The following is a 21,860-nucleotide window of genomic DNA, read 5'->3' as shown; positions in this document are numbered from 1 at the left end:
GATTAAAGGAGTTTTTACACAATGACAACAATTCTTAGTGCCAATTTAGGTTATCCACGGATAGGGGAAAAAAGAGAATGGAAAAAAGCAATCGAAGCATTCTGGCAAGGAGACATTAGTGAACAATCATTGAAAGCACAAACCAAAGAATTACGACTTAACAACTTAAAAAAGCAAAAAGAACAAGGAATTGATCTTATTCCTGTAGGGGATTTTTCATTTTATGACCATGTATTAGATACAGCTGTTGCCTTTAATATTATTCCAGAGCGATTTCAGCATCATGACCCAACAGACTTGGCTAGTTATTTTGCGATTGCTCGTGGTGAAACAAATGCTGTGGCAGCAGAAATGACCAAATGGTTCAATACCAATTATCACTATATAGTGCCAGAACTAAGTGGAACATCACCAAAATTAATCGAGAACCGAGCATTATATTATTATCAGGAAGCAAAAGAGGAATTGGAAATTGACGGCAAGCCTGTCATTGTCGGACCAGTCACATTTGTCAAATTAGCAAAAGGCTATCAAGAAGATGAATTAGAAAGTTGGGTTAATCGCTTGCTTCCATTATACGAGCAAGTTCTTAACGAATTAGCAGCAGCGGGAGCAAGTTGGGTACAGATAGATGAACCAATTTTGGGTACTAACCTTTCTGAAAAGGAAATACAACTTGTGGAGCAAGTGTATCAATCGATCGACAACAATGTATCGGGAATTCAAATCATTTTACAAACCTACTTTGAGACGGTTCAACATTATCAACGTATTACTGCTCTACCAGTAAAAGGAATTGGATTGGATTTTGTACATGGTGACCACTTAGAGTTGATCCAAAAGTTTGGCTTCCCTTCTGATAAAGTTTTAGGTGCTGGTATTATTAATGGACGAAATGTTTGGCGTGCTAATTTAGAGGAAAAATATCAGTTCTTACAAAATATCCAACAGAAAGCAAACCCGGAAACGTTAATCGTGCAACCTTCCTGTTCCTTATTGCATGTGCCTGTCACGAAGCATTTAGAAAATAAGCTAGATGCTGTTGTCAAAGACGGATTAAGTTTCGCTAATGAAAAGTTAGAAGAACTGCAAACCTTAACAACCGCTTTACAAGCAGGGAAACAGTCTGTTGCTGACGGTTTTGAAGCAAGCCGACAAGCAATAGAAAAATTGGATCAATCGGAGTACCGCAGTCAAACACCTACTATTGCAAAACATAAAGCGAAACGGGAGATCTCTTTTGTGGAGAGAAAGAAACGTCAACAAGAATCGTTAAACCTACCGTTGTTACCGACAACAACAATTGGAAGTTTGCCGCAAACACCTCAAGTAAAGCGAACAAGAACAAAATGGCGTAAAGGTGAAATCTCTGATCAAGCGTATGAAGAATTTATTGAATCAGAGACGAGAAGGTGGATTCAAATTCAGGAAGACTTAGATCTAGATGTACTCGTTCACGGCGAATTTGAACGGAACGATATGGTTGAATATTTTGGTGAAAAATTAAAAGGCTTTGCGGTAACTGAATTTGGCTGGGTTCAATCTTATGGTTCACGGTGTGTTAAACCGCCTTTATTAGCTGGAAACGTTGAGTGGGAACAAGCGATTACCGTCAAAGAAATAGCCTATGCACAATCTTTAACTGATCGGCCTGTCAAAGGTATGTTAACGGGACCCGTTACGATTTTAAATTGGTCATTTGTTCATGAAGAATTACCTCGATTCACCGTCCAAGATCAAATTGCTTTAGCATTGGAAAAGGAAGTATTAGCACTTGAAGAAGCAGGAATAAACATCATTCAAGTAGATGAACCTGCATTACGGGAAGGGTTACCATTAGATCGTTTAAAATGGCCAGCCTATTTTGATGCAGCTGTCAATGCTTTTCAACTTGCAACGGCAACAGTCAAACCTGAAACCCAAATTCACACGCATATGTGCTATTCTGAATTCGGTGAAATATATGAAGCTATCGATGGATTAGACGTTGATGTGATTTCTATCGAAACTTCTCGGAGTCACGGAGAAATGGTGGAAACTTTTGAGAAAAATGATTATAAGAAGGATATTGGGCTTGGTGTTTATGACATTCATAGCCCACGTGTTCCAACATTACAGGAGCTTGAAGTAAACATTAAACGTGCCTTGGAAACCATTGATGTCGAACAATTCTGGATTAATCCAGACTGCGGGCTGAAAACAAGAAGAGAAACGGAAACCATCGCTGCTCTGGAAAAAATGGTGGAAGCAGCTAAGAAAATAAGAGAGCAGTATACTACTATTAAGCAACAGTAAGATTAAATAAGAAAAGCGCAGAGCGCCCGATTAGAAACGTAGCGACTGGAACGAATTAACTGAGATAAAGGAATCACGGTAAGCTTGCGAACCGATGATGACTTTCACCTAAAGGCATAAGTGCGACTAAGCCTCTGGTTTCACCAATCGGCAAGTCTTCTTTATCGTAGGGCAATTCGTGAAGTCGCCTAGTTTCTGGGCGCTCGGAGCTAGACAAATACCTGAATTTTATACTTTCTTACCTTACAGGAATAAAGGCTACATTCAAGATGCTGAATGTAGCCTTTTTTCAATTTCCTTATGAGTTTAATTTTCTTTTACGAATCAGCAATAATAATCCGAATGCGATTATGACGACACCTGCTACCACGTAGTTAAACATAGAGGTGGCGGTATCTGGCAGCTCATTCTTTTCTGTTGATGTGTCCTCTGATTTCTCTTGATCTTCTGATCCATTGGAGTTCTCATCGTTATCTTTTGAATCTCCATCGTTGTTATTGGTTTCACCATCGTCATTATTTCCAACATCGTTGTTGGTCTCGTCATCATCATTGTTTCCACCATTGTTATTGGTCTCATTACCATCATTATTTTCATCATTGTTATTGGACTCATCACCATCATTATTTTCATCATTGTTATTGGACTCATCACCATCATTATTTTCACCATTGTTATTGGTTTCATCATTATCATTATTTTCATCATCATCACTAGCTTCCATTACAGTAAAAATCGAGAAGTGAGTAGTTGTTGCTGTCACAATACCGTCTTGATACTCACCGCCAATTTCTACCCATTCATCTGTTTCCTCATTTAGGTAGAATACTTTCAAAAGGTCTGAGTTCTCCACATGTTCGTCATGGATATTAAAGGCTAATTGAACACCTTCTGTTTCAGAAAAGTCACTTATTACAGTTTCGCCTTCCACAAGGGTAAAATCATAAACAGCACTTTTCGCACCTTCTACATCTGCAAGCTTTTCGATAATAATCGTAGCATCCTGTTCCCCACTAAACAATGCTGCTGGAAATTCTAGTGTTACATCATTTTTTTTCACAGCTAAAACCGCATCTTTTTCTTTTAATTTACTTAATTGCGACTTTGTTACTGTAATTTCTAATGGTTTGCTTTCGTCAATATTTTCTACTTCGGTAAAGTCAACGGTAGCTTTACCCTTTGCTGCTACTTGATCAAAAATAACCTCTTTTACTTCCGCCTTATTATTTACAACATCTGGCAATGTCACTTTAGGTACAGTAGAGATACGACCCTCTGTACCATATAACAGTGGTCTTTCCTCTGTTGTTTCTAACGAAATAATATAATTCTCAAGCGCCTCTACATCGACAGGTCCTTCTTCTCGCTCAGAATCGATCGATGCGAATACACCTCTTGATGCTAAATAGCTATTTGTTGTTAAGGTATAGGTATCATTCTTTTTCACTTTCTTGCCGTTTGGAAGTGTTATAGATATCACTTTATTTGCAGCCTTATTATAGCGATATTGGAACCCAGATACACTATAATCAGAACCGTTATCAGAAAGCTGTGCATTTAAAATATCTTCTAATTCAGCACCTGTCACTTCCATTTTCACTAATGTATTGCCATGCGTTAGTATTTGTTCTAATGATGATGTCATGATCGGACCTGCTAATAATGAAGACCGAATCCCCCCACCATTTGTCACAGCAAAATCACTGTCCATTTCCACTCTCATACTATCTGTAATTAAATTACCTAGACCGTGATCGATACCATTTGTATAACTACCGACTAAATCCTGTGCATTATAGCCGATCGCCTCGCCTTGATCATCCATGTCTGGAATTTCATCTGTTTGCGCAATACGCCCCTCTGGTCCGATCACTAATGGATTTTCTTCAGACGTATCTAGATACTTGATGTAATCTACCGCAGCATCAACATCGACAGGACCCATGATCGGATTCTCACCTAGATTTTTAATTGGCCCATCCTGTGTACCAATATAATTGTTCGTTGCCAATACATATGTTTCATCTGGATCAATCGGAGATCCGTCCGGTAAGGTAATATCTACTACATGCTGATAATCATAATTGTAGGTGTAGTGTAATCCGGACACACTATAATCTGAACCGTAACTTGATAAATTGTCATTTAGAATAGGAATTAAATCTTTCCCTTTGATTTCCACTGACATCACATTATTAGCAAAAGGTAGAATGTTAAACACTTCACCCCAAGTTATTGGACCCACGTTTAGGGAGTCGCGGATACCACCACCATTGTGCATCGCAAAATCAGCATCCATTACCCATTTCATACCATCTGCAATTAAATTACCTAAACCATGATCGCCATCATTCGTATATTGACCAGTTAATTCCTGTGCATTATAGCCAATTTCTTCATTTACAGTGGACTCGATTTCAGCTTCATACTTATTAAGAATACTTTCAACAGCTGGTTCAGGCTGGTAATCGTCTTGCTTCACAAACACAATTTCTGATTCTACATCTACAATATCTTTTGTTTCACGATCAATTTGAATATCGACATCAGCAAAGGCTTTTCCATATTCCGATGCTTGAATAATCCATTTATCATCAACAACGGCATCTACTACCTGGTGGTTATGGGCTGCGAAAATAATGTCTACTGCATCGTCGGTATTTTTAGCTAAATCTGCAGCTGCTCCTGTAGCAGTTGATCCAGATTGTGTGGCTGGCATGTGCGCAAGAACAACAATGGCTTCCACACCTTGTTCCTGTAATTCATCAACTGCATCATTAACTGCTTCTGTTTCATCCGTAAATGCTACATTTTCTAAAGAAGACGGCATGACCATGTTCATTGTCTCTTGTGTATTCACACCGATAAAACCAATTTCTACACCGTCAACTTCCTGTATCGCATATGGTGGTAAATAGGTTTCACCTGTATCTTCTTGAATACAGTTGGCACAAAGCATATCAAAGTTCATCCCTTCGTAACCTTCTGTACCAAGACCTTCAGGGTGATCGCCACCATTTACCATACGTTTCAATTCATCTAATCCTTCGTCAAATTCATGGTTTCCTACTGTGCCCACATCGAAGCCCATTTCATTCATAATTTCTACGGTAGGCTCATCTTGAAGTAATCCAGAAATAGGTGAACTTCCGCCGATCATATCCCCAGCATGTACGAGTAAGGTGTTCTCATTTTCTTGTTCTCGTTCTTTAATCGCTTGTGCTGTATAATCCATACGACCATAAACCGCATCTTCGCCATCAACATCTAGTACATATTCCTGATCAATCTTACCGTGTAAGTCATTCATACCTAATAGTTGTACTTCCAATATATCATCAGATGGTTCTTCACCAGTTGTTACTGGCGTATAGCCTTGTTCTTCTGCTTCTTCCGCACTTGCAAAGAAGATACGTTTCTCTACGGGAACCTCTGCATATTCGGTTGGTTCTACATATTCTTTCGAATCGGAGTTCCCTACATAACGATGGAAATCTCCACCTTCACTAATGGCACGATACTCAAATGGTAACTCTGTTAATGGGTTTTCAGGATTCCAAATCCCGCGTTCATTATCTATTGCTTCTTTGACTGTATCCTGATAAAGCTGATAATTATCTTCATCACCAATTGGCCAGATAAAGTAGGTTGTTGCGAATCCTTCTTTAACTAATTCCAGGTTCGTATTTACGCCCTCTTCATTGATGACTTCCGCTAGTAGTCTACCATATTGATCAGTAGGTTCTTCACCAATTTTTAATGTTACGGTTGAACCTTCTGGTAATAATTCTTTTAAGCGCTCTGTTGCATATTGACCATGTTCTTTTTGGTTTTCTTCATCTACACCATTTGCTCCAGATACACTTGTTTCCGGAGTGTCTATGTTAACAAAACGTACTCGATCAGACCCTAAAACTGGTGTTGTTAACCGAATGGTGTCACCATCAGAAACATACTCAACAGTGGATGTGTATTCGCCACCAGCATCTGGCGCGTCCGGTTGCTCCTCCGCTAATGATAGATCACTAGCTTTTCTAGGTAATAGTTGATAGCTGTTGTATTGACTTAAAACCGCTGTAATATCATACCATTTTCCTTCTTCTAGCTCAGCAACATCCAACGTACCTTCCATCACTCTTAATGTCGTACTATTAAAGTCACTATCGATTAAGGAAATATTATAGCCTCCACCAGCTGGATCAGATGGAATACTTTGAATATATCCAGAAACAGTAACTAGTTGACCTTCTAACGGTTCAGCTACTGCTTCATCGTTTAAGTCTGCTATCGTGATAGCTGTTGCTGATGGTAGCGATTCATCATTAGAAATCACTTCTATTTCATTTGGAATAATTTCAGTTAAACCACTATAAACATCAATTTCTCCTGTAACTTGTACTATATCTCCTTCATTTAATGTTGGAAAAGAAGATCCATCAAATGCAAAAAGATTAATACCTGCAGTTTCATCTTGTATGTATGTGGATAATTGACTGCTATTTGGATCTGCTAGATTACTAGAAGTTACCACACCTTCAATGGTTACGACACTTCCATTGCTTTGTTGACGTGCTTCTACAATCGATAGGTTAGACGGAACCGGGTCTTCATCCTCTATTGCATCACCATCAGCAAATGTAATACTTGTTACATCTTCAATGGATTCCTGATTGGAATAAAGGTCCCTTGTACCTGTCACAATAATTTTCTGTCCTAATGCTGCTTCATTTAACTGTGGACTAAATTGATCACGTTGATCTGATTCCAACTTAACAATAATAGACGTAGCTTCAGCATTATTCTCTTCTGCTACTTTAATGGCATAGTGATTATTAAAAGGGGCTACTATATACCCTTCCATTGTCACTTCTGTATCATGGCCTTCTGCCAATGCATCAGATACAGAAATAGCATCCGTCTCTTGTTCTTGGGCATTTACTTCTACTATAGGTATAAATGCTGTTGAGAGTTGAGTAAATACAAGTAAAAATGCCAAAAATATGCTAGATATTTTTAAGCTTGAATGTCGCTCCATTCTCTCTCCTCCTCTATTATTTTGACTATCTTCCACCTCTGATTCTATCAATTCAAGATTGATATTAATTAAACTCTGCGTAAAGTGTTTGTTAACTTTTCTCAAGATAACTAATGAGCACTAAGGTTAATTCCAATTTATGTGAAGTCGTTATAAGTGACTGTTCACTTCAATCAATTATTTGCATTTTTAGTCTTGTATCTGATGATGAAATCACGTACAATATAGTTAATAAATTAATTTAATTAAGTCGACAAAATATTTCAAAGGGTGAAAATTAAAATGGATGTAAAAAGATTAATTGCCAAGTTTCAAGATATGTTCCAAACAACTGAACAGCCAAGAGCATTTTTTGCACCGGGTAGAATTAATCTGATCGGAGAACACACCGATTATAACGGCGGGCATGTCTTCCCTGCTGCAATTTCCTTTGGTACGTATGCGTTAGCAATACCAAGACAGGATCGAAAGGTACGACTCTATTCGGATAATTTTCCTGATAAGGGAATAATCGACGTTTCACTAGATGAACTTTCCTACAAAAAAGAAGACGATTGGACTAATTTTCCGAAAGGGATGATGCTTTACTTCCAAGAAGAAGGATTTAGCATTGATAAAGGATTTGACGTATTATTCTATGGAAATATTCCTAACGGTGCAGGGCTCTCCTCCTCTGCTTCGATTGAACTTGTAACTGGGGTTTTATTAGAAAACCTTTACCGACTCGAGATAGATCGTATTCGGATGGTCCAACTTGGACAAAAAGTTGAAAACGATTATATTGGTGTCAACAGTGGCATTATGGATCAATTTGCAATTGGTATGGGAAAAGCAGATCACGCAATGTTATTAGATTGTGATACATTAAACTATCAATATGCACCAATAAAATTGGAAAATCATGATATCATTATCATTAACACGAACAAAAGACGTGAACTCGCTGATTCCAAATATAATGAGCGTCGCAGCCAATGTGAAGCAGCACTTGCCGACCTGCAAAAAGAACTTTCTATTAATAGTCTTGGCGAATTAACACTGGAACAATTCGAGAATAGCCGTTCATTAATCAGTGATGAAATAAACCAAAGACGGGCAAAACATGCTGTATATGAAAATGCTAGAACGATCGATGCTTTGAAAAAGTTAAATGCTGGTGAACTCGAAGAATTTGGTCAATTAGTGAACCAATCGCATGTTTCATTACGCGATGATTATGAAGTTACAGGTATGGAGCTTGATACCATTGCCGAAACTGCCTGGCAACAAAAAGGTGTTCTTGGTGCCCGAATGACAGGTGTTGGATTTGGCGGATGTGCGATTGCTATCGTAGAAAGGACAATGGTTGAAGCTGTCAAAGCAGCCATTGGCAAAACCTATCAAGAAAAAGTAGGTTACGCACCCACCTTTTACGTAGCCGCAATCGGAGACGGCGCTAAAGAAATATCACTTTAGGCTCTTACTGGTTTGTAGTTGATATAAACTGCGAAGTAGCTTAGTTGCAAAGTTAACAGGACATCTCTTCCAGGGATATCTCTTTCTGTTCCAAGGATACCTCTTTCCCTTCCCTGGATATCCTTTGCTGTTCCGGGGATATGCCCTTCTCTTCCCTGGATATAGTCGTTTATCCTCGGAAGAGAAGATCTTTTCCCTGGAAGAGAAGCCTTTTTCCTCGGAACAGATCGGCGCTTCCGGGGATATCTCTTTTCCATATCTACGTTACTTCACAGTTTATCTATTTTGTGAATGGTTACTATTTTAATATTTTTTAAGTTAGAAAGGATGATGACAAATGCGTATTTTAGTTTTAGGCGGAGCAGGTTATATCGGTTCACACGCTGTATATCAATTAATTGATCAGGGATATGAAGTAGTAGTGATTGATAATTTATTGACAGGGCATGCGGGAGCAGTTCATCCTGACGCAACATTTTATAATGGCGATATTCGTGATATTGAATTCTTGCGCGAAGTATTTACACACGAAACGATTGATGGAGCACTTCATTTTTCAGCAAACTCTCTAGTAGGAGAATCAATGGAAGACCCTCTCAAATATTTTGATAACAATGTTTACGGAACACAAGTATTATTACAGGCTATGACAGAATTCGATATCAAACATATTGTCTTTTCTTCTACCGCCGCAACATACGGTGAACCAGAACAAGTACCAATTACCGAAACAATGCCAACAAACCCCACTAATACGTATGGTGAAACAAAATTAACGATGGAAAAAATGATGAAATGGACCGAAGCAGCTCATGGTATCCGTTTTGTATCACTTCGTTACTTTAATGTTGCCGGTGCACGAAGTACAGGTGAAATTGGTGAGGACCACCGACCTGAAACACACTTAATTCCGATTGTATTGCAAGTAGCGTTAGGTCAAAGAGAGCATATCTCTATTTTTGGTGATGACTACAATACTGCAGATGGAACCTGTATCCGTGACTACATTCATGTTGAAGATTTGATCGATGCTCATATACTAGCACTTAAATATTTAAAAGAAGGCGGAGAAAGTAATGTCTTTAACTTAGGAAGCAGCCAAGGCTTCTCTGTAAAAGAAATCATCGATGCCGCACGCAAAGTAACAAATCATGCGATTCCGGCAGAAGTAGCACCAAGAAGAGCTGGAGATCCTAGTACGTTAATTGCTGCATCAGATAAGGCAAAGCGTATTCTTGGGTGGAACCCGACCAGAACAGATATTGATCGCATTATTACCGATGCATGGAATTGGCATCAGGCAAATCCAACAGGCTACAAGGAGGATTAACATGGCCACTATTTCAAGCTTAGTGAACACATTAGTCAACAAAGCTATTGAGAAAGAATTGATCCAGAGCAGTGATGAAATTTATGCACGTAATCAAGTGTTAGGCCTGCTTAATGAAGCAAGTTATCAAGATGACGCAGAACTGCTAAACCTAGATATTCCAGATATTTTAGAAGAATTAACGGAGCTGGCAGTAAACAAAGGATTAATCGAGGGCTTACTTGACGAAAGGGAACAACTAACAGCGAAAATTATGGACGTTTTTATCTCAAAACCTTCAGAAATAAACCAAACCTTTTATTTGAAATATCAAAGGTCACCAGAGCAAGCAACGGACTATTTCTATCAATTGAGTAAAGATAGTAATTACATTCAAACGAAACGGATTGCGAATAACATTCATTTCAAAACAGCATCAGATTATGGAGATTTAGACATTACGATCAACCTGTCAAAACCGGAAAAGGATCCCGAACAAATTAAGCGCGAAAAGGAAATGAAACAGGATATCGCTTATCCAAAATGTTTACTATGTGCGGAAAATGAGGGCTATGTAGGACGGATCGGTCACCCGGCACGTTCTAATCACCGGGTTATTGAGGTTCCATTAGAAGGGGAAGATTGGTTTCTACAATACTCTCCTTATGTCTATTACAATGAACACAGTATACTGTTCGCAAAAGAACACCGGCCAATGAAAATTAATCGAGATTCTTTTGCCAGACTTACTGCTTTTGTTGAGAAATTTCCACATTACTTCATTGGTTCAAATGCTGACTTACCGATTGTTGGTGGTAGTATTTTATCACATGATCACTATCAAGGTGGTTATTATACCTTTGCGATGACAAATGCTGAAGAGGAATTCAGCTTTACATTAGACGATTTTCCCGATGTGGAAGCGGTGGTAGTCAAATGGCCATTATCAGTGATTCGCTTATGCCATACTGATCGCAACAAACTAGTGGATGCATCTGATTACATTTTACAAAGATGGCGAGAATATAGTGATCCTGCTGCAGATATTCTTGCTTATACAGATGATACGCCACATAACACGATCACACCAATTGCCCGCAAACGTGACGAATTATACGAAATCGACCTCGTATTACGTAACAATCGTACAACAGATGAACACCCGATGGGGCTCTTCCATCCACATGAGGATGTTCACCATATTAAGAAAGAAAACATTGGACTTATTGAGGTGATGGGGCTTGCAGTACTTCCTCCCCGTTTAAAAGAGGAAATGGAGACAATCAAAAAACACCTGCTCGGCGAAAAGGTAACGGTTGCAGAATACCATCATGATTGGGTACAATCTATTGAAGATAGATATTCACCTATTACAAAAGACAACGTTAACAAAATTGTAGAAGATGCACTAGGACAAAAATTCGCACGTGTTTTGGAAGATGCCGGGGTGTATAAAACAAACCAGACCGGAAGAGATGCGTTTAAACGATTTTTGTCACACTTAAATGAAAGATAACTAGGAGGAAACGGGTAATGGAAGTAAAAACGGATGTAGTCAAAGTAAAAGACCAGCAATGGAAAGAGTTTACCTTAGTCAATGATAATCAAATGGCTGTTTCTATCCTCGATTTTGGTGGTATCATTACAAAGATACTTGCACCAGATCGTGACGGAAAGCTGGAAAATGTCGTAATTGGCTTTGAAAACTATGAAGACTATCTTGACAATCCTGGGTTCTTTGGAGCGTTAATTGGTCGTGTAGCCGGACGAATTGAAAAGGCGCAATTTGAAGTGGATGGTAAGACATTTACACTACCGAAAAATGAGGGAGAACATCACTTGCATGGCGGTGAACCAGGATTTCATAAATCAATCTGGAAGGTCGTTCCTTTTGAAAATAATGATGAAGTAGGACTAACACTGACATTAAAAAGCGAAGATGGTGAAAACGGCTATCCGGGCAACTTGCAGATGACGGTGACTTATACCTTGAATAATGATAATGCTTTTACGATTACCTATGAAGGTGTAGCTGATCATAAAACGGTTCTAACCAGTACTAACCATTCATATTTTAACCTTAGCGGTAATTTGAAATCCGATATTCAAAATCATGAGATTACATTGGACAGCAGTCAATTTGTTGAATTGGATGAAGAATTAATTCCAACTGGTAACATTTTAGAAGTAGATGATACTGTCTATGATTTCCGGAATGGCCGCCTGATGAAAGATGGCGTGACATCCAATTATAAGCAAAATTTGGTGGCAAATCATGGCTATGATCACTACTTTATCTTTGACCATTCCAAACAGGAAAGTGCTGTTGTTCGTGAGAAAGAAAGTGGTCGTCAATTAACGGTGATAACCGACCAGCCTGGTGTGGTGATGTATACTTCTAATAATCTGCCAGAAGGATTAGGGTTACGCGAAAGAGAGTCGGTACAATATTTAGGACTCTGCCTTGAAACACAAGGTTCACCGGCATCAGTCCATCATGAAGGATTCCCTTCCATTTGGTTAGATAAAGATGAAAAATATTTTGCCAAAACTACTTTTATTTTTGATATAATAGACTAAGGAAAAGACACTCTTTTACCTAAGAGAGTGTCTTTTTTACGCTTTTTTCAATATATAGTATGCTCTTTTGCTAAAAACACTATATATTGAGAAAACACATCGATTCTGATACGATAGAATAGATTTAAATAAGTTATCATTTTTCGCATATATAGATAAAGGAGGCTACTACCCAATGCAATCGACGAAAGAACGGTCATTGGCAATCAATGTGGAGCAGCTGAATGAGGATATTAAGGAATTTCCTCAAGTTCACCCGATTACACCTGAGATGCATACAACACATAAAGGTGTATCTCGACTTGTTATGCTCGACCGATACGCATTCAAAGATACAGAGAAAAAGACATTAAAAAAAGGTGACTTTGTCGTTTTAACGATTAAGGAAGACCCGAAATTCCCTGCAAGAGGTACTGGTTTCATCTTAGAAATTAATGAAACAAATGGTAAAGCCCGTATTCAGGTTGAGGAAGATTATGTTCACGTATTAGAGAAAGATGAAGAGCGTGAAACCGGCGTAATTGAACGCTCCTTAAGCACAATCGATAAACCATTAGAAGTGTATTACGAACAAATTGCCAAACGTAATGCGACAGGTCTAGCGGCAGTGGAAACTACAAAAGAAAAACAAGATGAATCGTTTGAACATTTTTATCAAGAACTATCTAGCATGAATTTCGTGCCCGCTGGACGTGTCCTATACGGTGCAGGATCTGATACCGATGTAACATACTTCAACTGTTATGTGATGCCTTTTGTAAAAGATTCACGTGAAGGTATTAGTGATCATCGCAAACAAGTAATGGAAATCATGTCACGCGGTGGTGGTGTTGGTACTAACGGATCAACTCTTCGCCCTCGAAACGCTTTAGCTAGAGGGGTCAATGGTAAATCATCTGGTTCTGTCTCTTGGCTAGACGATATCGCTAAATTGACACATCTAGTTGAACAAGGTGGATCAAGACGTGGTAAATTGGAGTGCCTCGTCTATAAAAAAACCTCGTGAATTGCTGAGAACTCTTTAAGTTATAAATGGTAATTTAGACCCTAACTTATATTAAAAGGGGATTATCATGAAAACATATGATGCAAAAAATAATCAAAGTTGTAAACTGTGTGGGTATAAAATATCTCATAATAAACAAGGATGGTTTACACTACATTTAAAAAATGATCATAACTTATCTTTAGAGGAATACTTATTACGCTATTACTATTTGCCTGAAGATTTAAAATGCTCTTATGAACTTTGTCAAAATACTGTAGGTCTCTACAGGGGAAAACCAAAAAAGCATTGCAGTTCCAAATGTTCTGGATTAAGCAAGGGAAAACCTCTTACTTGTGTCATTTGTGGTATTAAGTTTGACACCACAACAAGATCTAATAGAGCAACAAAAACCTGTAGCAAAACTTGCGCAAAAACACTCAAATCAGCAAAAATAAAAGAATGGCATAAATCGATGAATCTAGAGGAAAAAGAGAAACATTTTGAAAAAATTATTACTAAAACAGCCAGAACAAAAAAAAAATAACACCCCTTCTTGGAATAGTGGTAAAAAAGGAATCTATAGTAAGAAGACAATTGAAAAAATAAGAGCCGCAACTTTAAAGCAAATGCAAGATGGTAAATTTAAAAAAACTCAAATCGAGAAAATTATGGAAAGATATTTAAATGAAATCAATGTAAATTATAAGTATTCCTTTATATTAGAAAAAAGACAATATGATTTTCATTTAATGGATTTCAAGGTAATAATCGAATGCGACGGGGATTATTGGCATGCTAATCCTAAGTATTATCCCAATCCTGAAAATTGGCAAATTGAAAGAATAAGAATTGATAAAGAAAAAAATGAGATAGCCAAAAACAATGGATTTCAAATTGCCCGCTTTCGGGAAGACGATATAATAAACAACTTTGATTATGTAAAAAGCATTATAGATGACTTGTTGGCTACAACGTAACCGGAAACGGTAGGCGTGAAAGCTGAAAAACAACAAGTCGAGAAAGACAATCAGCAGCCAAGCTCCTGTGAAATGGAGAAGGTTCAACGGCCATCGAAACCACACGTTTTTCGTGGAAGGGAGTAGAGTAGGAAGCAAGTGTTTCCGAAGCGCGAGGGTATCTAATAAATACAAGATATGGTCTGAACTCTAAGGTGACTTAGAGAGTTGATCTAACGAATCAACGCAACATTTTATATGGCTCAAATGATTATGCTAAACGATTGGCATCCTGATGTGATTGAATTCATCATCTCGAAGATGCAAAATTCGAGAATCTTACGTTATTTAATGGAAAATACCGAAGACGAAACCATCCAGCAATTAGCTAGTGACAAATTAAAATTCACACCACTTTCTGCTGATGAAGTACAACTATACCAAGGGGTAGTTAATTTCAAAAATATGCCTGGTCAAGGTGGATTCACAGACGCCAATATCGAAAAAGCAGAAGCAGAATTACGCGATGGCGGTTCTTACTCTGTTCACACCCCTGATTTTTTAACAGGGGCAAATATTTCGGTTTGTATTACCGATGAATTTATGGAAGCTGTTGAAAATGATCTTGAGTACGATTTACGTTTCCCGGATGTTGAAAATTACGATGCTGAGGAAATGGAATACTACAACAAGCATTGGCATGAAGTTGGCGACGTTAGAGAATGGGAAAAACTAGGTTTCGGTGTAAAAGTTTATAAACGCATCAAAGCAAAAGAATTATGGGACTTGATAAACGTCTGTGCCACTTATTCTGCTGAACCAGGTATTTTCTTCCTTGATAATGCCAACAAGAAAACAAACGCAACTGCATATGGACAAAAAGTAGTAGCGACAAATCCATGTGGTAAAATAGCATAGTTTGCCTCATGTAAAACACTGCGGAATGAAGCGGGGAGGCTGTGATGCTAACCCGAACCGAAGGCTAAGGTAAAAAATTAGTCAGGGGCAACGCATACTCGGTGATCCTACTTTAGTAGACTATAATCCGGGCAAGAGGCCGCAGCATTGTACACAACTGCAGTTTTTGGTGAAGATCGTGGAAGAAAAGAATTATTAAAATTCATGAAAAAGGTGTGCAATGAAAAGGTATGCTGAACTTACACGAAAGTGAAGTGTAAGAACTAAAGGATAAAAAGCCTTTAGGATAACAAAATTGGAACAACCCCTCGCTCCGTATTCTGTCTGCAATTTAGCGGCAGTTAACTTAGCGAATGTAGCGGACAAAGAGAAGAAAGCACCCGACTTTGATAAACTAAAACAAACGGTCGAAATCGGTGTACGGATGCAAGATAATGTGATTGACTCCACACCTTACTTCCTAGAAGAAAACCGTGTACAAGCTCTAGGTGAGCGACGTGTTGGTTTAGGTGTGATGGGACTTCATGACTTACTAATTTACTGTGAATCAGAGTACGGTTCTAAAGAAGGTAATGAATTAGTAGATAAAATATTCGAAACCATTGCGACAACCGCTTATCGTACATCAATCGAATTAGCAAAAGAAAAAGGAAGCTTCCCATTCTTAGTTGGTGAAACAGAAGAAGAGACGAGAAGCTTACGTGAAAACTTTGTCTCTACCGGTTATATGCAAGATATGCCGGAAGATATTCGTGAAGGTGTCTTAAAATACGGTATTCGCAACTCACACTTATTAACTGTTGCACCAACAGGTTCAACTGGTACGATGGTTGGTGTTTCTACCGGACTTGAACCTTACTTTTCTTTCACCTACTATCGTAGCGGAAGATTAGGGAAATTTATCGAAGTGAAAGCAGATATCGTTCAGGAATATTTAGACAACAATCCAGAACAAGATCCAGATCATTTACCGAAGTGGTTCGTAACAGCAATGACCTTATCACCAGAAGCACATGCTGATACGCAATGCGTAATTCAACGTTGGGTAGATAGCTCTATTTCTAAGACGGTCAATGCACCAAAAGGATATAAAGTCGAACAAGTAGAGCAAGTGTATCGTCGTCTATACCGTGGTGGTGCAAAAGGTGGTACGGTTTATGTAGATGGAAGCCGTGATTCACAAGTCTTAACATTAAAAGCAGAAGAAAATAACTTCTCAGAACAAACCGAACTATTTGAAGATGAAGAAAAGAAAGTTGTTATCGTTGATACAGTAAACGAATTAGACAAAACAGACATGTCAATCGGCTCAGAAGTTGGTGACACATGCCCTGTTTGCCGTAAAGGTAGTGTCGAAGATATCGGTGGCTGTAATACGTGTACAAACTGTGGTGCTCAACTTAAATGTGGATTGTAAATAGGAAACCCGCTTCGATCTGAAGCGGGTTTTTGCGATAGTGTCCAGTAAATCTCCAAAAGTGTCCAGTAAATGCTTAAAATTGTCCAATAAACCTCTGAAAGTGTCCAGTAAATGCCCTAAAGTGTCCAATAAATCTCCAAAAGTGTCCAATAAAATTTATAAGCTATTTGACAATATCGTTTTGGCTAGATGCCAGGGATCCTCATTAGATGAAAAAGGGATAAAGCGAACAGTAAACACAAAGTCCTCTGCACGTAATTGATATTTATCTAAGACATCTGGACCACAACTGGCAGAACCTAAGCCATGCTGTTTATAGTCAATATTTAAAGTAAGATTCTCCTGTCTGATCAGCTCATGTGTATGTCTTGCTTGATCGATATTTTCCATATCATAACGATGGACACTAAAATCAAAGGTTGGCTTTCCTGTCACCAAAAGTCCAGTTCCAGATTCACGATATAGAGACATCCATTTTACTTGATGGCGATTGCCATTCTCTTGAGGGACAGCATAATTCGTAAATAGCTGATCGACAGTACTTTTCCAAACACCGAAACGATTAGCCTCTTTACTATCAGCATAAGCTTCACCAGGCCCTCTGCCATTCCATCGCACATGATCAAGCGCATCTGGCACTTTCATTTGCAAGCCAATTCTTGGAAGAGTATCTGGAGTATCTCCCTCAACTTGACCAGTGACCGTAACTTGAACATCTCCGCTAGCATAAACATCATAGGTATAAGTTGTTAAGACCGCCCATGCTAGTTTAGGTGGGGCGATTCTTACTTTTGCTATTATCTGTACTTGTTTATTATCATCTGCAGTTCGATAGCTAAAATCATCAAGTCGATGCTGTAACCAATGTAAACCATATTTCTGCCAGTATGCTTTATTGCTGATAGGCTTCCACTGGTTTGTTTCGTAAATATCATTATCTATTAGCGCACGCCAAAAGTTTAATTTCGGGGTGCTTTCAATAACTTTCTCCCCAAGATAATTCCATCCTTCGACAAGACCGGTAATCTTGCTGAAAGAAACGTCGAATTCACTTCCTTGAACATGTAATTGATTACGTCCGTCCTCAATAACTAAAGTACCTGATTGCAGTCGCTCCACTGCTGGTTGTGTTACTTGAACAGGTATCTCAAATTGGGACCAGGCAACTTCATAGCCTACACTCGCCCATTCGGTATCCTTTGCTAATACTACTTTTACATGAAGCATATAATTAGTATGAGCGAATACATTTTCAGGTGTAGAAACATCGATGCGTACCTCTTCCTTAACTTCTGGCATAATTCCAGAAAGAGCTACTGATCCACTTTCGACAATGTTGCCATCTGCTTCAACCGTCCATACTAATTGCAGATGACTTAAATCGATGAAGTCATATCGATTGGTTACAGTTACTGTTTTGCCCTCCCAGTCAACAGCACTTATCTTCACTGGTTCTAATATTTTTTTATACTCATATAACGCTGGTGATGGTGTATGATCAGACATGACTAAGCCATCGATTACAAAGTTGGAGTCATTCGGCTCGTCTCCAAAGTCTCCACCATAGGCAAAATATTCTTCTCCCTCTTCGGTTGTTTTGCGAATACCGTGGTCCATCCATTCCCATACAAAGCCACCTTGGAGTCTAGGATAACGGTAAAATGTTTCCCAGTACTCTGTTAGGGCACCAGGACTGTTCCCCATCGCATGGGCATACTCACATAGAATATGAGGGGTTTGTAGAAAATCCTTTTTTCCTAACCGTTCTAAAATCTCGATATCGGTATACATAGTCGTAAAAACGTCAGAAGATACCGGGTCTTTTTCCGGATCCATATTACTGCCATTCATAATGGTGCGACATTCACCTTCGTAATGGACAAGACGTGACGGATCGCGCTCTTTTGTCCATTGATACATGGCATCATGATTCTGACCGTAGCCTGATTCATTTCCTAACGACCACATCATAATCGATGGATGGTTTTTATCGCGCTCTACCATTCGAATCATTCGATCAAGGTAGGCTTCCTGCCATTCTGGATCATCACTAATCAAATGAGGCTGCCCAATATATTCAAAGCCGTGACACTCTAAATCTGCTTCATCAATGACATACAATCCATACTGATCACATAATGCGTAAAAACACGGATCATTTGGATAATGGGCTGTTCTCACAGCATTGATATGATGGCGTTTCATCATTTTAACATCTTCGACCATCCAGTCATATGGGACAGCTTTACCGAAATCAGGATGATGATCATGGCGGTTAACTCCTTTTAATTTAATTGCTTTCCCGTTAACTAGTAACAAACCATCTTTTAATTCAATGGAGCGAAAGCCGACTCTTACCGGAATAACCTCGATGATTTGATCAACTCTTTTTAAGATAATGAACAACTGGTATAAGGATGGATTTTCTGCACTCCATTTCAATGGGGCTTCTACTTCAATTGTTTGTACATTTTTCTGTTGATCAATAGTTGCCTCTGCCTGCTTTACCAGTGACCGCTCTGGGTGATATAACTGATATTCTATGTTGTAGTTTTCGGTCGGCAACTCATTCAGCACTGTTTCGATGTTTAACTTCGCATGATGATAGTCTTGATCCAACTTCGTTTCTACAAAAAAGTCTTGCACATAACAGGCTGGACGAGCTAGTAAATAAACATCACGAAAAATGCCGCTCAGCCACCACATGTCCTGATCTTCGATGTAGCTCGCATCTGACCATTGGTATACTTTCACGGCAATAGAATTCTGACCAGTTTCGACGTAATCCGTCACATTAAACTCTGCAGGAATACGACTTCCTTGACTATATCCTCCTTCCTTGCCATTGATAAAAAGGTGAAAAGCACTGTCTACTCCTTCAAAGCGGAGAAAGATATGTTGGTTCTCCCAATCTGGATCTATATAAAAATGGCGACGATAAATACCAGTCGGATTTTCCGTCGGAATTTTCGGTGGATCAATCGGAAATGGATACTGCTTGTTCGTATAATGTGGAATCCCATAACCTTTCATTTGCCAGTTAGATGGCACATACAACTCATCCCAATCACTTGCATCCCCTTCGCAAACATCCTCAGGCACTTGTTGAGTTGTATCAAAATAGGCGAATTTCCAGGTGCCATTGAGAAGCTGAAAGCGATCGGAATGGCTTCTTTGATTGGTCCAGGCTGATGCTTGATTTGCAAAAGGAATATAGTATGACCTGGCGTTTTCTCGGTTTCGTTGTAAGACGGATAGGTTCTCCCAGTCTTTCGTCATCTTGTTCACTCCATTCCTCTAAACTTTTGCCACAAATTGTTTTGCTCTTTGTGTTAACGCTCGTAAATCCTCTTTAGAATATGTCTGTTGTTTTTTCACTAAGGAACTGCCTAATCCTGCCGCCACTGCTCCTGCCTGAAAATAAGCAGATATATTATCAAGGTTAACTCCACCTGTCGGCATCAACGGGATATGTGGTAATGGTCCTTTTATGTCTTTGATATAGGTTGGCCCTAACACTGTTGCAGGAAAGACTTTGATAAGATCCGCACCATTTTCATAGGCGGTTAATATTTCTGTTGGAGTCATGGCTCCCGGAATACTGACAATGCCGTACCTTTTTGTTAACTTAATCGTATCTATGTCAACGGTTGGAGAAAAAATGAATTGCGAGCCTGCCATCATTGCTGCCCTAGCCGTTTCCGGATCTAAAACAGTTCCGGCACCAATGATCAGCTCTTGCTCAAATTCTTTGCTTACCTGTTCTATTGCATCTAACACATTCGGCGTATCGTCCGTAATCTCTAATGTTCTAATTCCTCCTTGATGAAGTGCATGTGCTACATCAAGAATATGTTTTGGTGGTACACCGCGAATGATTGCGACTAATTTATGTTGATATATACTTTGCAAGACATTCATAAACCATGAACTCCTTTCGTATTACCTGCTCACATCTTCTTTTGTATCCTGAACAAACCGTTCCATTTCTTCGATATCGGGCAATCCTTCTACATCACCATTCACCATCGTTACCATTGCACCTATGGCATTAGCTCTAGCTAGCGTCTTTTCAAGCGGTAGTTTTTCCAGTAGTCCAGAAATCACTCCTGCGGCAAATCCATCCCCTGCACCAATGGGATCTACGACACGTTCGATCGGATAACCAGGAACAAAAGCCTGTTCCTCTTTTGTAAAAAAAGAGGCACCTTTACTACCTTGTTTAAGGATGACAACCTTGGCACCGTTTTCAAGAAAGAGGCTGCCATACTGATCAAGTTCATGTTGACCAAATAAATACGCTGCTTCACTTACTCCAGGCAGAACAATATCGGCTTCCGCTGCAATTTCTAATAACACTTGTCTTGCTTTTTCTTTCGATCCCCATAATTTTTCGCGAATATTTGGATCAAATATAATCGTTATGTTATGTTTCTTAGCGTATTCGATCGCTTGTTTGACTGCCTGATAGCAACTTTCACTTAATGCTGGTGTAATACCAGTTAAATGAAGATACCTCGCACTAGCAATATAATCTTCATTGATATCGGTTGGACTTAATTTACTGGCAGCAGATCCAGCACGATAGTAATAGACACGAACATCTTGTTCACTTCTTAGTTCTTTAAAATAGAGACCTGTCTGTGCTTGCGTATCTTTTTTCACTTGAGAAATATCTACTCCTTCTCCTCGAACAAAAGAAATAAGTGCTTTTCCTAATTCATCATTACCTACGCGACTTATCCACCCAGCTTGTAAGCCGAGACGTGTAACACCGATTGCGACATTTGTTTCTGCTCCAGCAAATTTACGAGAAAATTGCGAAGCATAGCGCATTTTCCCTGTTGTATCAGGTGTAAAAAGAGCCATTGATTCCCCTATTGTTACAACGTCCATGAGATCCC

12 protein-coding genes and 3 pseudogenes are annotated in these 21,860 nt (G+C 39.0%); 10 read left to right on the top strand and 5 right to left on the bottom strand.

Annotated elements, in window-relative coordinates:
- The first annotated feature begins 21 nt into the window (after positions 1–21).
- A complete protein-coding gene (gene metE / locus GHT08_RS05150; protein WP_163580371.1) occupies positions 22–2,295 on the top strand; it encodes a 5-methyltetrahydropteroyltriglutamate--homocysteine S-methyltransferase in 2,274 nt (757 codons plus the stop codon).
- 298 nt (positions 2,296–2,593) lie between these two features.
- On the opposite strand, the gene GHT08_RS05145 is transcribed toward metE, so the two are convergent.
- Complete coding sequence (locus tag GHT08_RS05145; RefSeq protein ID WP_163580370.1) at positions 2,594–7,330, bottom strand: 5'-nucleotidase C-terminal domain-containing protein; 4,737 nt, start codon at positions 7,328–7,330, stop codon at positions 2,594–2,596.
- Positions 7,331–7,612: 282 nt separating this feature from the next.
- Here GHT08_RS05145 and GHT08_RS05140 point away from each other — a divergent pair, with 282 nt between their 5' ends.
- Positions 7,613–8,785, top strand: coding sequence for a galactokinase (locus GHT08_RS05140; RefSeq protein WP_163580369.1), 1,173 nt, complete (start codon positions 7,613–7,615; stop codon positions 8,783–8,785).
- Here GHT08_RS05140 and GHT08_RS05135 read toward each other — a convergent pair.
- Complete coding sequence (locus tag GHT08_RS05135; protein WP_163580368.1) at positions 8,782–9,042, bottom strand: hypothetical protein; 261 nt, start codon at positions 9,040–9,042, stop codon at positions 8,782–8,784. The two genes, GHT08_RS05140 and GHT08_RS05135, sit on opposite strands and share 4 nt — an antisense overlap.
- Positions 9,043–9,122: 80 nt before the next feature.
- On the opposite strand from GHT08_RS05135, the gene galE reads away from it, so the two are divergent.
- The 8 genes and pseudogenes from galE to GHT08_RS05095 form a co-directional block, all read left to right on the top strand.
- A complete protein-coding gene (gene galE, locus GHT08_RS05130; protein WP_163580367.1) occupies positions 9,123–10,115 on the top strand; it encodes a UDP-glucose 4-epimerase GalE in 993 nt (330 codons plus the stop codon).
- Position 10,116: 1 nt separating this feature from the next.
- Positions 10,117–11,610, top strand: coding sequence for a UDP-glucose--hexose-1-phosphate uridylyltransferase (galT, locus tag GHT08_RS05125; protein WP_163580366.1), 1,494 nt, complete (start codon positions 10,117–10,119; stop codon positions 11,608–11,610).
- A 17-nt stretch (positions 11,611–11,627) separates the two neighbouring features.
- Positions 11,628–12,674 (top strand): aldose epimerase family protein, encoded by a 1,047-nt coding sequence (locus tag GHT08_RS05120; protein WP_163580365.1) that lies wholly within the window; start codon positions 11,628–11,630, stop codon positions 12,672–12,674.
- Between the two features lie 175 nt (positions 12,675–12,849).
- Positions 12,850–13,644: pseudogene (locus GHT08_RS05115) on the top strand (ribonucleotide reductase N-terminal alpha domain-containing protein); the annotation flags it as partial.
- A gap of 103 nt (positions 13,645–13,747) precedes the next feature.
- Entirely contained in the window at positions 13,748–14,206 is a 459-nt protein-coding gene (locus tag GHT08_RS05110; protein ID WP_163580363.1) for a hypothetical protein, read from the top strand.
- Positions 14,163–14,639 carry a DUF559 domain-containing protein gene (locus tag GHT08_RS05105; protein ID WP_163580362.1) on the top strand — a complete coding sequence of 159 codons (477 nt, stop codon included), beginning with the start codon at positions 14,163–14,165 and terminating at the stop codon, positions 14,637–14,639. Before GHT08_RS05110 ends, GHT08_RS05105 begins: the two co-directional genes overlap by 44 nt.
- A 240-nt stretch (positions 14,640–14,879) precedes the next feature.
- A pseudogene (locus tag GHT08_RS05100) lies at positions 14,880–15,524 on the top strand (ribonucleoside-diphosphate reductase); the annotation flags it as partial.
- Positions 15,525–15,834: 310 nt separating this feature from the next.
- Positions 15,835–16,953, top strand: a pseudogene (locus tag GHT08_RS05095) (ribonucleoside-diphosphate reductase); the annotation flags it as partial.
- A gap of 159 nt (positions 16,954–17,112) precedes the next feature.
- Here the strand turns inward: GHT08_RS05095 and lacZ are convergent.
- From lacZ to GHT08_RS05080, 3 genes are read right to left on the bottom strand one after another with little or no spacing between them, the layout of a single operon-like run.
- Positions 17,113–20,235 (bottom strand): beta-galactosidase, LacZ type, encoded by a 3,123-nt coding sequence (gene lacZ, locus GHT08_RS05090; RefSeq protein WP_163580359.1) that lies wholly within the window; start codon positions 20,233–20,235, stop codon positions 17,113–17,115.
- Between the two features lie 18 nt (positions 20,236–20,253).
- The gene (locus GHT08_RS05085; protein ID WP_163580358.1) at positions 20,254–20,877 is read right to left on the bottom strand and encodes a bifunctional 4-hydroxy-2-oxoglutarate aldolase/2-dehydro-3-deoxy-phosphogluconate aldolase; all 624 of its coding nucleotides are present in this window, start codon (positions 20,875–20,877) and stop codon (positions 20,254–20,256) included.
- Positions 20,878–20,898: 21 nt separating this feature from the next.
- On the bottom strand, positions 20,899–21,852 hold the full coding sequence (locus tag GHT08_RS05080) for a sugar kinase (RefSeq protein WP_163580357.1): 954 nt from the start codon (positions 21,850–21,852) through the stop codon (positions 20,899–20,901).
- Positions 21,853–21,860 lie beyond the last annotated feature (8 nt).

This window comes from Gracilibacillus saliphilus, assembly GCF_010994085.1.
In the GTDB taxonomy this organism is placed as follows: domain Bacteria; phylum Bacillota; class Bacilli; order Bacillales; family Amphibacillaceae; genus Gracilibacillus; species Gracilibacillus lacisalsi.
This window is presented reverse-complemented; position numbering and strand designations above follow the sequence as displayed.